Consider the following 13,455-nt stretch of genomic DNA (forward strand, 5'->3'; position numbering starts at 1 on the left):
GGGCCTACGGGTCGAGGGCGATGCCCGCGTTCTCCAGCGCGGCCTCGGTGAGCATCCGGGCGAAGGCGCGGTCGCTGCCGCGGGCGGTGGCCAGCGGGGCGTCGACGCCGACCATCGCGCAGGCCTCGAGCAGCGTGTCGTCGTAGGCGGCGAGCAGCGCCACCGTGCGCACGCGGGTGGGCGGGCGGCAGTCGCGCACCTGCCGGTGCAGCCTGCGCAGGTTCGCGACCACCTCCTCGAAGGGCGCGCAGGTGGGGGTGACGGGGGCGGGGCGGCGCCTGCGCTCCCACCACGAGGTGACGGCCGCGGGCACGAGCCGCACGACCAACCAGACGACCACGGTGGGGGCGAGCGCGATCGCGGCGTAGAGCAGCAGGCCCTCGACGACCGGACGGGTCTGCATCCGGCACCTCCCCCGGCGGAGCCGTCGAATCGATTCGACGACGCACGCTACGCCGCCCGGCGGGCCCGGAACAAGACCGGTAACGTGCTGGATCGATTTGAACCCCCTGGCGCCTGCCCCCTCGTTCGGTCCCCTCGTGATCGCCGCGGTGCTCGCCGCCGCGCTGCTGCACGCCGCCTGGAACTCCATCGCCCACGGCATCGGCGACCGCCTCGTCGGGTTCGGGATGATCGGGGTCGCCGACGTGGTCGGCGGCGGTGCGCTCGTCGCCGTCGCGGGGTGGCCCGCGCCCGGCGCGTGGCCGTACATCGTGGGCTCCGCCGTGGCGCACATCGGCTACAACCTGCTGCTGCTCGCCAGCTACCAGCTCGGCGAGTTCAGCCAGGCCTATCCCCTCGCGCGCGGGACCGCGCCGCTCGTCGTCGCACCCGCGTCCGTGTTGGTCCTGCACAAGCCGCTGACCGCCCACGAGCTCGCGGGCGTCCTCGCCGTCTCGGCGGGCCTCGTGGCGCTGGTCCTCGCCGGCGGCCTGCCCGGGCGCGAGGAGCTCCCCGCGGTGGCCGCGGCGGTCGCCACCGGCCTGCTGATCGCCCTGTACACGGTGATCGACGGCGTCGGTGTGACCCGGGGACCGCTGCTCGCCTACATCGGCTGGATGTTCCTGTTGCAGGGGCCCGCGCTCCCTGCGCTGGCGGTGCTGCGCCGCGGTCGCCACCTCACCCCGGCCCTGCGCCGCCACGCCCTGCCCGGGCTCACCGGCGGGGCGATCTCGCTCGCGGCCTACTCGATCGTGCTGTGGGCCCAGACCTCCGGCGCACTCGCCCCCGTCGCGGCGCTGCGCGAGAGCAGCATCGTGTTCGGCGCGCTCATCGGCGCGCTGTTCCTGCACGAGCCGCTCGGCCACCGGCGCGCCGCGGCGGCCGCCGTGGTGCTGGCGGGCGTGCTGCTGCTCAGCACCGCCTGAGCTCAGCCGCCGCGAACTCGGGAACGCGGCGCGACGCGAGCGGAGAAGTCCTCCGGGACGAGCACGTCCTCGCGCGAGAGCTCCTCGACCGAGCTGCGGCCGAGCCCGAGCAGGGCCGAGTCGATGCCGCCGCGCAGGATGTCGAGGACGTTCTCCACCCCCGCCTGCCCGTTCGCGGCGAGGCCCCACAGGTAGGCGCGGCCGATCAGCACGGCGCGGGCGCCGAGCGCGAGCGCCTTGACGACGTCGCTGCCGCGCCGGATGCCGCCGTCGAGCAGCACCTCGACCTGGTCGCCGACCGCGTCGGCGATGAGCGGCAGGGCGCGGATCGAGGCGGGGGTGCCGTCGAGGTTGTTGCCGCCGTGGTTGGACACCGAGATCGCGCTGACCCCCGCGTCGACGGCCCGCTTGGCCTCGTCCACCCGGAACACGCCCTTGAGCAGGAACGGACCGCCCCACTGCTCGCGCAGCCAGCGCACGTCCTCCCAGCTCGGGGGCGGGGTCTGCATCCACTGCCCGTAGGCGCCGAAGAACGTCGGGGCGGGCGAGCCCGGGTCGGCCATGTTGGGCACGGTGAGGTCGGGCAGCCGCCGGGTGCGGACCCAGTCCAGCAGCCAGGCGGGACGGGTGATGCCCTCCGGCGCGAAGCGGACCAACTCGCGCAGGGTGAGCCGCTCCGGGATGTGCGGGCTGCCCCAGTCGCGGCCGTGCGAGAACGACCAGTCGAGGGTGAGGATCAGCCCCACCACGCCGGCCGCGCGGACCCGCTCGATCCGGCGCAGCATGTCGTCGCGGGTGCCGCACCAGTACATCTGGAAGAAGGTCTTCGGGTTGGCCGCGACGACCTCCTCCACCGGCTTGCTGGCGAACGACGACAGGCCCATCGCGGTGCCGCGGTTGGCGGCCGCCCGCGCGACGGCCACCTCACCGTCGGGGTGGACGGCCTGCACGCCCGTCGGCGAGATGATCACCGGCAGCGCGATGTGCTGACCCAGGACGGTGGTGCCGAGCTCGCGCTTGGCCGACTGGCCCGCGGTGCGCGGCGCGAAGCCGATCTCGTCGAAGGCGGCCTGGTTGTCGCGGAGGGTCAGCCCCTTCTCCGAGCCCGCCACCAGCGCGCCGTACACCGACTTGGGCAGCCGCTTGCGCGCCCGCCGTTGCGCCTCCGCCACCGTCTCGAACCAGCCGCCGCCCATGATCAGCCCTCCACAGCCTTTTCGGCATGCTGTGACAAATATAGGGGGACGATAGCGTCGCGGCCGTGACGCGAACAAGACCCGCCCGGCGCGGACGCCCCCGCGGCACGAGCACGCGCGAGCTCGAGCTGATCGCGCTGCGACTGTTCACCGAGCAGGGGTTCCACGAGACGACGATCGAGCAGATCGCCGCCGCGGCGGGCGTGAGCACCCGGACGTTCTTCCGCTACTTCGACGCCAAGGCGAGCGTCCTGTGGCACACGTTCGACAACGAGGTCGAGGCGATCCGCTCGGCGCTGGCCTCGGCGCCGGACGACCTCCCCCTGATGGACGCGGTGCGCCACGCGGTGCTCGCGGCCAACCACTACCGCGCCGCGGACGTGCCCGAGCTGCGGATGCGGATGAACCTGGTCGCCACGGTGCCCGAGATCGCCGCGAGCGCGACCGTCCGCTACGACGCGTGGGAGCGGGCGATCAGCGAGTTCGTCGGCAGGCGCGTGGGACAGCCCCCGGACGCGCTGTTCCCGCACGCGGTCGGCCGCGCCACGCTCGCCGCGTGCCGCGCGGCCTACGAGCGCTGGGCCGCCCGCGCCGACGCCGACCTCTCGGTCTACCTCGACGCCGCGCTGCGCGCGCTGGCGGGCGGCTTCTCCGAGCCGCTCCCCGAGCCGGGCGCAGGCGCCGAACGCACGGCCAACGGGTCAGCTACCGGGACACCGTGATCGCGCGTTCCGGGCAGCTGTCCGCCCCGAGCCGCGCGTCGGCCTCCAGCTCCGGCGGCACCGGGTCGGTCCGGACGATCGAGTGCCCGTCTTCCTCGGCGAGGTCGAACACGTCAGGGGCGCTCATGTGGCAGACCCCGTGGCCCTGACACGCCCCCAGGTCGACGTTGACGCGCATCGTTCTCCCTCCGGGCACCATTGACAGACACAAACCAGGATCAGCATTATCACATCTAGGCCGCACGGGAGAAAGTCGAGGAGACCGCATGAGCGCGGAGCAGCGTTGCCCCGTCGTCCACTTCGACCACCACTCGCAAGCGCACGCCGAGGACACCGTCGCCGCTTACCGGGCGGTGCGCAAGAAGCACCCCGTCGCGTGGACGGAGGCGCACGGCGGCTTCTGGCTGCTGTCGGACTACGAGTCGGTGTTCGAAGCGGCCCGGGACGACGACGTCTTCTCCTCCCGGCGGCTCGACCAGTACGGCGGTCCGGGGCTGTCGGTCGTCATCCCGAAGACGCCGATGCACGAGCACATCCCGATCGAGCTCGACCCGCCGCGGTTCCGCAGCTACCGCAAGATCATCAACCCGATCGCGTCACCCGCCGCCGTCGAGAAGGTCGCGCCCCGGATCGAGCTGTGGACCACCTGGTTCATCGACGAGATCATCGAGTCCGGGCAGGCCGACCTCGCCCAGGTGATCGGGGTGCCCTCGATCGTCACCATCGACTGGCTCGGCCTGCCGGTCCAGGACTGGCACCGCTACTCGAGCGCCCACCACGCCACCCTCGCCGAGGAGATCGGCAGCCCGGCCTACCAGCGGGCCGTGCAGGTCGACCTGCCGTGGTGCAGCCGGCAGATGCGGGAGGTGATCGCCGCCCGCGCCGAGGAGCCGCGCGACGACGTGATCAGCTACCTCGTCCAGCAGGAGGTGGACGGGCGGCCGATCACGCAGGAGGAGGTCTTCTCGATCGTCGAGCTGCTCATCGCGGGCGGGGTGGGCACCACCGCGTCGCTGGTGAGCCAGACGCTGGTGTGGCTCTACGAGCACCCCGACGTGCGCCGGGAGCTGATCGACGACCCGTCGCTGCTGCCGCGCGCCCTCGAGGAGTTCCTGCGTTACTTCTCCCCCACGCAGGCGCTCGCGCGCACCGTGCTCAAGGAGACCGAGTTCCACGGCTGCCCGTTCAGGGTGGGCGACCGGGCGCTGCTCGCCTGGGCGTCGGCCAACCGCGACGAGGAGGCCTTCGAGAACCCCGACGAGATCGACATCCACCGCTGGCCCAACCGGCACCTGGCCTTCGGCGTGGGCATCCACCGCTGCGCCGGCTCGCACCTGGGCAAGCGGATGGCCCTGACCATGCTCGGCCAGGTGCTCGAGCGCATGCCCGACTACGTCGTCGACCTGGACGCGCTCGTGCGCTACCCCCGCCAGGGCGTCAACAAGGGCTGGCAGCGCATCCCCGCCACGTTCACCCCCGGTGAGCGCAGGCTCCCGCCCGGTGCCGTCCCCGAGGGCGTGACCGCGGCATCCCACGTCTGAAAGGGAGCACACCCGTGTCCGGACGGATGGAAGGCAAGGTCGCCTTCATCACCGGCGCCGCCAGGGGCCAGGGCCGCAGCCACGCGGTCCGCCTGGCCGAGGAGGGCGCCGACATCATCGCGGTCGACATCTGCGCCGACATCGACACCGTCACCCCGTACTACCGGCTCGCCACCGCGGAGGAGCTGGCCGAGACGGTGCGCGCGGTGGAGGCGCTCGACCGGCGGATCGTCGCCCGCCGCGCCGACGTGCGCGACCTCGACGCCCTGCAGGCCGCCTTCGACGAAGGCGTCGCCGAGCTGGGCCGGGTCGACACGGTGGTCGCCAACGCCGGCATCGCCACCTACGGCCGGGCCTGGGAGCTCACCGCCGAGCAGTGGCGCGACATGATCGACGTGAACCTCACGGGGGTGTTCCACACGGCCAAGGTCGCGATCCCCACGATGATCGACGCCGGCCGGGGCGGCTCGATCCTGTTCACGAGCTCGATCGGCGGGCTCAAGGGCGTCCAGCACGTCGCCCACTACGTGACCGCCAAGCACGGCATCGTCGGGTTGATGCGCACGCTGGCCAACGAGCTCGCGCCGTACTCGATCCGGGTCAACACGATCCACCCCACCAACGTCGACACGATCATGATCCAGAACCCGGGCACGTGGGGGATGTTCTCCCCCGGCGACCCGGAGCCCACGGTCGAGAAGGCCATGCCCGGGTTCATGTCCCTGAACGCGCTCCCGGTGCCGTGGGTCGAGCCGCGCGACATCAGCAACGCGGTGCTGTTCCTCGCCAGCGACGAGGCGCGCTACGTCACCGGGGTGACCTTCCCGGTCGACGCGGGCGCCCACGTCAAGTAACCCCCAGGAGTCCCCATGCCCGACCAGGCCGTCTTCGATCGCGGCGCCATCGAGAACACCCTGAACCGCTACTCCATCGCCTACGACGAGAACGACATGGCCGAGATGGCCGACACGTTCACCGACGACGCCGTGTTCACGATGCGGATCGCCGACGGCGACCTCATCGGCCCGTTCGAGGGCAAGGAAGCGATCATGAAGCTGATGGTCGACTCGCACGCGTCGCAGACCGACCAGCGCAGGCACGTCACCACGAACCTGGCGGTGCGCCACGCCGACGACAAGACCGCGAGCGTGAGCTCCTACCTCACGCTGATCTCGGTGGAGAACGGCGCGGCGAAGCTGCTGTCCACCGCGCGCTACGACGACGAGCTGCGCCGCTGCGACGACGGCGAGTGGCGGTTCACCAAGCGCCACATCCAGCTGGACCTGCCCTACTGACATGAACCAGGGCCTCATCCCCGCCAAGTGGGCCGCGCTCACCCCGCGCGCCCAGGCGGTGTACGACGTGCCGAACGACCGCCGGGTGAACTGGGCGGACTTCGACGCCATGGTGCGCAGGGCGGCCAACGGGCTGCGCGGCCTCGGACTGGAGTCGGGCGACCGGCTCGCCGTGCTGTCGCGCAACTGCGTGGAGTACCAGGCGCTCTACTTCGCCGCCGGCCGCGCCGGGCTGGTGCTGCAGCCGCTCAACTGGCGCCTCGCCGAGCCGGAGCTCGCCGCCATCGTGACCGACGCCGCGCCCCGCGTGGTGATCAGCAGCGCCGAGTGGGCGGACACGGTCGAGCAGCTGCAGCGCGCGGTCGACGTGCCGCACTGGCTGCAGTTCGGCGAGAAGGGCGACGGCAGCCTCGAGCGGCTGCTCGAGTCGTCGTCGGACGAGGAACCCGGGTGGGCGCAGCGGGTCCGCGACGACGACCCGTTCTTCATCCTCTACACCGGCGGGACCACGGGCCGGTCGAAGGGCGCCGTGCACTCGCACCGCAGCGCGGCTGCCGGGATGCTCAACCAGACCGTGGCCGAGCGGATCGTGCCGACGGATGTGTACATGCTGACCGGGCAGATGTACCACATCCCGATCGTGCTGGCGATGAACTACATGAAGCACGGCTGCCCGCTCGTGCTGGTCAACTTCGAGGCGAAGCAGGCGCTGGAGATCATCGAGGCCGAGAAGGTCTCGGCGTTCCTCGGCATCACCACGATGCTCAACTGGATGATGGCCGTGCCGAACTTCTCCTCCTACGACCTGTCCAGCCTGCGCAACATCCAGTACGGCGGCGGCCCCATGCCCTCCTCGGTGGTGCGGGCGGCGCTCGACTCGTTCCCGTGCACGCTCATCCAGGGCTACGGGCAGACCGAGGGCACCACGATGACCTTCCTGTCCCAGGAGGACCACGCGAAGGCCGTCCGCGGCATCGACGCGCACCGGCTCCGCTCGTGCGGCCGGGAGGGCTTCGTGACCACCGTGCGGGTGGTCGACCCCGACGGCCACGACGTCCCGCGCGACGGACGCACGCCCGGGGAGATCGTCGTGCGCTCCGAGGCGAACATGCTCGGCTACCTCAACCAGCCCGAGCTCACCGCGCAGACGCTGCGCGACGGCTGGATGTGGACCGGTGACATCGCCACCTGGGACGAGGACCGCTACGTGTTCATCGTCGACCGCGCCAAGGACATGATCATCTCGGGCGGCGAGAACATCTACAGCGTCCAGGTCGAGGAGGCGATCAACCAGCACCCCGCCGTGCTGGAGTGCGCGGTGATCGGGGTCCCCGACCCGGAGTGGGGCGAGTCGGTGAAGGCCGTGGTCGTGCTCAAGCCCGGCCGGACCGCCACCGAGCAGGAGATCATCGACGAGGCGCGCAAGCACCTCGCGAGCTACCAGAAGCCGCGGTCGGTCGACTTCGTCGCCGCCCTGCCCAAGGCGCCCACCGGGAAGATCCTCAAGCGGGAGCTGCGCGCGCCGTACTGGGCGGACGCGGAGCGGAACGTCTGAATGGCGTTCTCGGAGGAGGAGCTGGCGGCCCAGGTGGGCCGCCGGTTCCCCGGCGGCACCTACACGATCGAGCCGTGGCGCGCGTGGCTCGTCGCCGACGCGGTCCTGGCCGAGCCACCACCCGTGCAGAAGGCCGCGGGCGAGGTGGCCCACCCGCTCTTCGCCTGGATCGCCGCGACCGGCGCGATGGGCATCGGCTGGGACGAGCTGTTCTCCTGGTTCGGCGCGACCGCGGCGGACGGGCCGGTGTTCGGCGAGCACGAGACCACGCTGCACCGGCCGCTGCGGATCGGGGCGACCTACCGGGTCAGCGGGCGGGTCGTCTCGGCCGAGCGCAAGGTGGGCCGGCGCACCGGCCCGTTCGACGTCGTCGGCTACGAGCTCGACCTGCACCTCGACCCGGACGGCACCCACGTCGCGAGGTGTTGGAACTCGATCGTCTTCCCGCGGAGGACCACATGAAGGTGGGCACCGAGCTGCCGGTGTGGGAGGTGGGGTCGGTCAGCGCGGAGAAGATGAAGACGACCGCCGCCCTGCTCGCCGACCCGACCCCGATCCACTTCGACGTCGACGCGGTGCGCGCGCTCGGCATGGGCGACCGCCCGGTCAACCAGGGCCCGCTGAACATGGGCTACGTCATGAACGCGGTCACCGCCTGGGCGGGCGGGCCGGACCGGCTGCGCAGGCTGCGGGTCCGCTTCCGCGGCCCGGTGTTCGCGGGCGACCGCGTCCGGGTGCGCGGCACGGTCACCGCGGTGCGGGAGGAGGACGGGGTGCGGCTCGCGGACTGCGACGTCGCGCTCGAGGTCGACGGCGGCGAACCGGCCGTCACCGGGACGGCGACGGTGGTGCTGCCGTGAGCGAGCAGCTGTCGTTCCGCCTGTCCTACGGCGACTGCGACGCGGTCGGCATCGCCTACTTCGCCATCTACTACCCCTGGATGGAACGGGCGTACTCGAGCTGGCTCTACGAGCACGGGCTGCGCTCGGGCGAGCTGGTCGACTCGCTCGGCGTCCTGACCGTCGGGGTGCACTCCGAGTGCACCTACCGGCGCATGGTGCGGGTGTTCGACGAGCTCGCGATCCGGCTCGTGCTCGACCGCATCGGCACGAGCTCCTACACCGTCGGCTTCGACTTCGTGCGGGGCGAGGAGGTCGTCACGCACGGCGCCATGACGTTCGTCTGCCGCACCCCGGACGGCACCGGCAAGGCCGAGATCCCGCAGCGGCTGCGCGATCTCCTGGGCACGCTGCCGGAGCGGGTGGCGGCGTGAGGCTCGACCTGCCCGCCGTGGCTGCCGCGCTCACCACCGTGCCCGCGCTGCCCGACGGCGACCCCTCGGCGCTCGCGGCGGCCGTGCGCGCCCAGGCCGACCGGCAGGCCATCCACGACCTGTGTGCGCTCTACGCGCGCGCCGTCGACGACCACGACATCGACGCCCTGGTCGCCATGTTCACCGACGACGGGGTGTTCGAGCGGCGAGGCGTGGCCGCGGTCGGGGCCGACGCGGTGCGCGCGGCGTACGTCGCGAGCTTCGACACCTACCGCACGATGCTGCACACCCCGCACCCCGGCGTCGTGCTGCTGCACGGCGACGGCACGGCGAGCGGCTGGTCGCACGGCCACGCCGAGCTCGCCACCCGCAGCAGCCTGGTGCTCGCCGCCTACCGGTACGAGGACGACTACCGCCACGTGGACGGGCGCTGGCGCTTCGCCCGGCGATCCATCACATTCACCTACGCCGTGCCCGCCGACCGGTTCGCCACCGACGTCCTCGGCACCGACCGGATCCGCTGGCCGCGCACGCCACCCGAACCCGCCGACCACCCCGAGACCGCCCCGACCTGGGATACCTACCACCCCTGAAGGAGATCCGCATGTACCGGCTCGTCGTCAACTACCACCACCCCGCCGACCCCGACGCGTTCATGGAGCACTACCGGTCGGTGCACGCGCCGCTGGCCAAGCGCATGCCGGGTCTCGTGTCCTACACCTACGGCCGCTGCGAGAGCCTCGACGGCTCCAAGCCCGAGTTCTTCCTCACCGCGACCCTCGACTGGCCGTCCAAGGAGGACGCGCAGGCCGCGCTCGCCTCCCCGGCCGGTCAGGAGGGCACCGCGGACCTCGCGAACTTCGCCCAGGCCGGCGTCTCGATCGTCACCTACGAGGCGGAGACGGTCGTCTAACCCCGGTCCCGGCCGCGGCGCGCGCGGAACGCCGCCACGGCCGCGCGGTGCTCCTCGGTCGCGAAGAGCAGCGCCGTGGCCTCGACCGACTCGTTGAACCCTCCCACCGCGTCGCGGTTGACGAAGGCCTTGCCGACCTGGACGGCGAGCGGTGGGAGGGCGGCGATCTCCGCGGCCAGCGCGACGGCGGCGGGGAGCAGGTCGGCGTCGGGGTGCACCTCCTGCACCAGGCCGGCCCGTTCGGCCCGCGCGGCGTCGATCTCCCGGCCGCTCAGGGCGAGGTAGCGGGTCCAGTGCCTGCCGAGCACCTCGGGCCCGCGCACGACCCCGTAGCCGGGGGCGAGTCCCACGGTCGGCTCCTTGAACGCGAACCGGGCCGACTCCGCGGCCAGCACGACGTCGCAGGCGAGGGCGAGCTCGGTGCCGCCGCCGAAGGCGAGCCCGTTGACCGCGGCGATCACCGGCACGGCGCAGCGCTCGACGGCGTGGAAGGCGTCGTAGACGGCCCGCAGGTGCGGGCGGACGCGGGCGACGTCGCCGTCCAGGTCGGCGAACATGTCGATGTCCCCGCCCGCGGAGAACGCGCGGCCCGCGCCGGTGAGCACCACGGCGCGCACGCGATCGTCCCCGCCGAACCCGGACATCAGCTCGGTGAGCTCGGCGAAGAACGCCCGGTCCATCGCGTTCAGCTTCTCCGGGCGGCACATCGCGAGCTGCACGACGCCGGGGGCGGGCTCGCTGCGGGCGAAGCGGGTCACCGGTGGGCGTCCCGGTCCCACGTGTCCGGGGTCAGGCCCTCGGCGCGCAGCCTGTACTTCTCCACGCGCTGGCTCGGGGTGAGCGGCAGCGCGGCGACCACGCGGACGTAGCGGGGCACCGCGAATGCCGTGAGGGCGCCGCGGCAGTGCTCGACCAGCTCCGCCGGGTCGACGTGCGCGCCCGGCGCCGCGACGACGGTCACCGCCACCTCCTCCTCCGACAGCTCCGACGGCACCCCGTACGCCGCCACCTGCGCGACGGCGGGGTGCTCGGCGAGCACCCGCTCGACCTCCCACGAGGAGACGTTCTCGCCACGGCGGCGGATCGTGTCCTTCATCCGGTCCAGGAAGTGCAGGTAGCCGTCGGCGTCGAGGTAGCCGCGGTCGCCGGTGTGGAACCACAGGCCGCGCCAGGCGCGCACGGTCGCGGCCGGGTCGCCGTGGTAGCCGTCGAACATCCAGCCCGGCGCCTTCGGCCGGGCGACGATCTCGCCGGGCGTCCCCGCCGACAGCGGCTCGTCCCGCTCGTCGACGACGGCGACGTGGTAGTTGGGCGACTCGGTGCCCGCCGAGCCGATCCGGCGCCGATGGGGCGGCATCTCGGTGACGATCGAGACCTCGGTGCTGCCGTAGATCTCGGTGAGCTGCAGCCCGAACCGCCGCTCGAACGACGTGAAGATCTCCGGCGGGCACGGCGCGCCGAACGCCAGCCGCACCGGGTTGTCCGCGTCGTCGGGCCGCGGCGGGCGCTTGTGCAGGATCGACAGCATCGCGCCCTGGTAGTTGAACGCCGTGATGCCGTGCGCCCGGCAGGTGTCCCAGAACCGGCTGGCCGAGAACCCGCGGTCGAGCACCAGGTCGGCGCCCGCCTCGGCCGCGGCCATCACGCTGCAGTACCGGGCGTTCGAGTGGAACAGCGGGAACACGCTGTAGAGCCGGTCGTCGGGCGTGTAGCCGAGCAGCGAGACGGTGTGGCGGGCGAGGTTGACGTTCGCCCGGTGCGACAGGAGCGCGCCCTTCGGCGGGCCGGTGGTGCCGGAGGTGTAGAGCACGACGGCGGGCGCGCACGGATCGACCTCGGGCAGCGGCCCCGTCGCCGCGCCCAGCAGGTCGGCCAGGTCGTGGCGGGCGGGCCCGCCCCGCGGCGGCTCCTCCGCGGGCCCGTGCACGACGAGGTGGCGCACGGCGTCCGGCGCGCACTCGCGCACCAGCGCCTCGAACTCCGCGTCGCACACCACGACGGACGCACCCGAGTGCTCCAGCAGGTGCCGCAGCAGCGTGCTCCCCGTCGCCACGTTCAGCGGGACCTCGAGCAACCCGGCCCGCGCCAGCCCGAACCAGACGCCGAGCGTCGCCACGCTCGTGCGCATCAGCACGCACACCGGCGACCCGGCCGGCAGGCCGAGCGCCCGGAAGCCCGCGGCCGCGCGGTCGGCGAGGGCATCGAGGTCCCGCCAGGTGATGCGCTCCCCCGCGACGAGCGCGCCCGCGTCGCTGCGCGCCCGGGACGCGGCGGAGGTCAGCCACGTCCCGATCGAGGGCACCGCCATGGGCCGTTCCTACCGGATCCATGCGTACTATGACAAGGATTTGGTTCCGCGGGACCTGCTCGACGCCGATCCACGCGCTGACTCGATCCGGGTGGGCCTCCCCACCGTGCACCGCGGCGGCGAACCGGGCACTGGTGAGCCGGGCAGCACCCGTGGTGGCGCCGGTCGCGCAGGTCATGACCGCCGTCCCGTGCCGGGAACCACGGCGTGGTCGCCCCTGTGATCGACCGCACCCACCGCGGAGAACACCCAAGAAAGATCAGCAGGCGCAAACCCGGGCCGTCGTCCCCTTCCCCGCCCCCTTCTCAGCTCGGAGCGATCACGACGTGGAGGTCGGATTACTCGGGATCGCCGGTCACATCGCCGCCGCCCAACGCCGGTTCCTGCAGTACGTGGCGGAGTTCGATGCCCGCACGCTGTGGGCGGTGTGCGACGGGGTCACATCCTGTGCGCACCGGGTGTCGTGGAAGATCGGTATGAACATCCGCACCGCCAACGAACACCTCCGCACCGCCCGCACCCTCCGCAACCTCCCACTGATCACCCAGGCATTCGCCGCCGACGAGCTGACCTACTCCACGGTGCGGGCCATCAGCCGCGTCATCAGCGACGACACCTCCACCCTGGAGCGGATCGCCGCGCGCCGGGCCGATGCGCTCATGGCGTTGGTCACCGGCCACACCGGCGACGGGAAGGTGGTCGAGCGGGGCCACGCCGAGGTGATCATCCACGTCGACGCCTCCACCGGCACGGCCCGCCTCGACGGCGGCCCCACCCTCGCCCCCGCCACCGCGCAGCGACTGCTCTGCGACGCCGAGGTGCAGCTGCCGCTCGACGACCGGTCAGGCAACCGCATGCACCTCGGCCGCTCCCGCCGCCTCGCCACCGACACCCAGATCCGGGCACTGAAGGCTCGTGATGGGCAGCGCTGCCAGTTCCCCGGCTGCCCCCACACCCGCTACCTGAACGCCCACCACATCATCCCCTGGGAACAAGGCGGGCCCACCGACCTCGACAACCTCATCATGATCTGGACGTACCACCACACCGTCGTCCACAACCACGGCTACCGAATCCACCGCGTGAATGGCCGGTGGGAATTCCGCCGCCCCGACGGAACCCCCGTGCCCGAGGCGGCCGAGCCATTCACCGGGAAAGCAGAAAGCCTGGTGGAAATGAACACCAGGGCAGGCCTGCACATCAACCACACCACCATCAGGACGAAATGGGACGGCGACAGCCTCGACATCGACTACATCCTCGGCCTGCTCCTGCTACCCAAGCG

17 protein-coding genes are annotated in these 13,455 nt (G+C 72.4%); 12 read left to right on the top strand and 5 right to left on the bottom strand.

Going from position 1 to position 13,455, the window contains the following annotated elements; translation table 11 throughout:
* Nucleotides 1–4: 4 nt before the first annotated feature.
* The gene (locus VKZ81_RS20110) at nt 5–403 is read right to left on the bottom strand and encodes a hypothetical protein (RefSeq protein ID WP_324243156.1); all 399 of its coding nucleotides are present in this window, start codon (nt 401–403) and stop codon (nt 5–7) included.
* Between the two features lie 136 nt (nt 404–539).
* On the opposite strand from VKZ81_RS20110, the gene VKZ81_RS20115 reads away from it, so the two are divergent.
* Nucleotides 540–1,367: a DMT family transporter gene (locus tag VKZ81_RS20115; protein ID WP_324243157.1), complete on the top strand. Its 828-nt coding sequence runs from the start codon at nt 540–542 to the stop codon at nt 1,365–1,367.
* A gap of 2 nt (nt 1,368–1,369) precedes the next feature.
* Here VKZ81_RS20115 and mftD read toward each other — a convergent pair whose 3' ends face one another.
* On the bottom strand, nt 1,370–2,563 hold the full coding sequence (gene mftD / locus VKZ81_RS20120; RefSeq protein ID WP_324243158.1) for a pre-mycofactocin synthase MftD: 1,194 nt from the start codon (nt 2,561–2,563) through the stop codon (nt 1,370–1,372).
* 65 nt (nt 2,564–2,628) lie between these two features.
* Here mftD and mftR point away from each other — a divergent pair, with 65 nt between their 5' ends.
* Complete coding sequence (gene mftR, locus VKZ81_RS20125; RefSeq protein WP_324243159.1) at nt 2,629–3,285, top strand: mycofactocin system transcriptional regulator MftR; 657 nt, start codon at nt 2,629–2,631, stop codon at nt 3,283–3,285.
* Here the strand turns inward: mftR and VKZ81_RS20130 are convergent.
* Nucleotides 3,269–3,412, bottom strand: coding sequence for a ferredoxin (locus tag VKZ81_RS20130; protein ID WP_324243160.1), 144 nt, complete (start codon nt 3,410–3,412; stop codon nt 3,269–3,271). The two genes, mftR and VKZ81_RS20130, sit on opposite strands and share 17 nt — an antisense overlap.
* A 139-nt stretch (nt 3,413–3,551) precedes the next feature.
* Here VKZ81_RS20130 and VKZ81_RS20135 point away from each other — a divergent pair, with 139 nt between their 5' ends.
* From VKZ81_RS20135 to VKZ81_RS20175, 9 genes are read left to right on the top strand one after another with little or no spacing between them, the layout of a single operon-like run.
* On the top strand, nt 3,552–4,826 hold the full coding sequence (locus VKZ81_RS20135; protein WP_324243161.1) for a cytochrome P450: 1,275 nt from the start codon (nt 3,552–3,554) through the stop codon (nt 4,824–4,826).
* A gap of 14 nt (nt 4,827–4,840) precedes the next feature.
* Nucleotides 4,841–5,680, top strand: a complete 840-nt coding sequence (locus VKZ81_RS20140) for a mycofactocin-coupled SDR family oxidoreductase (protein WP_324243162.1) — start codon at nt 4,841–4,843, stop codon at nt 5,678–5,680.
* Nucleotides 5,681–5,695: 15 nt separating this feature from the next.
* Entirely contained in the window at nt 5,696–6,121 is a 426-nt protein-coding gene (locus VKZ81_RS20145; protein ID WP_324243163.1) for a nuclear transport factor 2 family protein, read from the top strand.
* Nucleotide 6,122: 1 nt separating this feature from the next.
* The gene (locus tag VKZ81_RS20150) at nt 6,123–7,676 is read left to right on the top strand and encodes an AMP-binding protein (protein ID WP_324243164.1); all 1,554 of its coding nucleotides are present in this window, start codon (nt 6,123–6,125) and stop codon (nt 7,674–7,676) included.
* Entirely contained in the window at nt 7,677–8,138 is a 462-nt protein-coding gene (locus VKZ81_RS20155) for a hotdog family protein (RefSeq protein WP_324243165.1), read from the top strand. It abuts the gene before it with no gap.
* On the top strand, nt 8,135–8,536 hold the full coding sequence (locus VKZ81_RS20160) for a MaoC family dehydratase (protein ID WP_324243166.1): 402 nt from the start codon (nt 8,135–8,137) through the stop codon (nt 8,534–8,536). Before VKZ81_RS20155 ends, VKZ81_RS20160 begins: the two co-directional genes overlap by 4 nt.
* A complete protein-coding gene (locus VKZ81_RS20165; protein WP_324243167.1) occupies nt 8,533–8,949 on the top strand; it encodes an acyl-CoA thioesterase in 417 nt (138 codons plus the stop codon). Before VKZ81_RS20160 ends, VKZ81_RS20165 begins: the two co-directional genes overlap by 4 nt.
* Nucleotides 8,946–9,542, top strand: coding sequence for a nuclear transport factor 2 family protein (locus VKZ81_RS20170; RefSeq protein WP_324243168.1), 597 nt, complete (start codon nt 8,946–8,948; stop codon nt 9,540–9,542). Before VKZ81_RS20165 ends, VKZ81_RS20170 begins: the two co-directional genes overlap by 4 nt.
* An 11-nt stretch (nt 9,543–9,553) precedes the next feature.
* Complete coding sequence (locus VKZ81_RS20175) at nt 9,554–9,862, top strand: EthD family reductase (protein WP_324243169.1); 309 nt, start codon at nt 9,554–9,556, stop codon at nt 9,860–9,862.
* Here VKZ81_RS20175 and VKZ81_RS20180 read toward each other — a convergent pair.
* Nucleotides 9,859–10,620 (bottom strand): enoyl-CoA hydratase/isomerase family protein, encoded by a 762-nt coding sequence (locus tag VKZ81_RS20180; protein WP_324243170.1) that lies wholly within the window; start codon nt 10,618–10,620, stop codon nt 9,859–9,861. The two genes, VKZ81_RS20175 and VKZ81_RS20180, sit on opposite strands and share 4 nt — an antisense overlap.
* Nucleotides 10,617–12,170, bottom strand: coding sequence for an AMP-binding protein (locus tag VKZ81_RS20185; RefSeq protein WP_324243171.1), 1,554 nt, complete (start codon nt 12,168–12,170; stop codon nt 10,617–10,619). The genes VKZ81_RS20180 and VKZ81_RS20185 overlap by 4 nt, the downstream gene beginning before the upstream one ends.
* A 392-nt stretch (nt 12,171–12,562) precedes the next feature.
* On the opposite strand from VKZ81_RS20185, the gene VKZ81_RS20190 reads away from it, so the two are divergent.
* On the top strand, nt 12,563–13,455 hold an 893-nt coding region (locus tag VKZ81_RS20190; protein ID WP_324243172.1), incomplete at its 3' end, for an HNH endonuclease.

Source organism: Pseudonocardia sp. (genome assembly GCF_035305885.1).
Lineage (GTDB): Bacteria > Actinomycetota > Actinomycetes > Mycobacteriales > Pseudonocardiaceae > Pseudonocardia.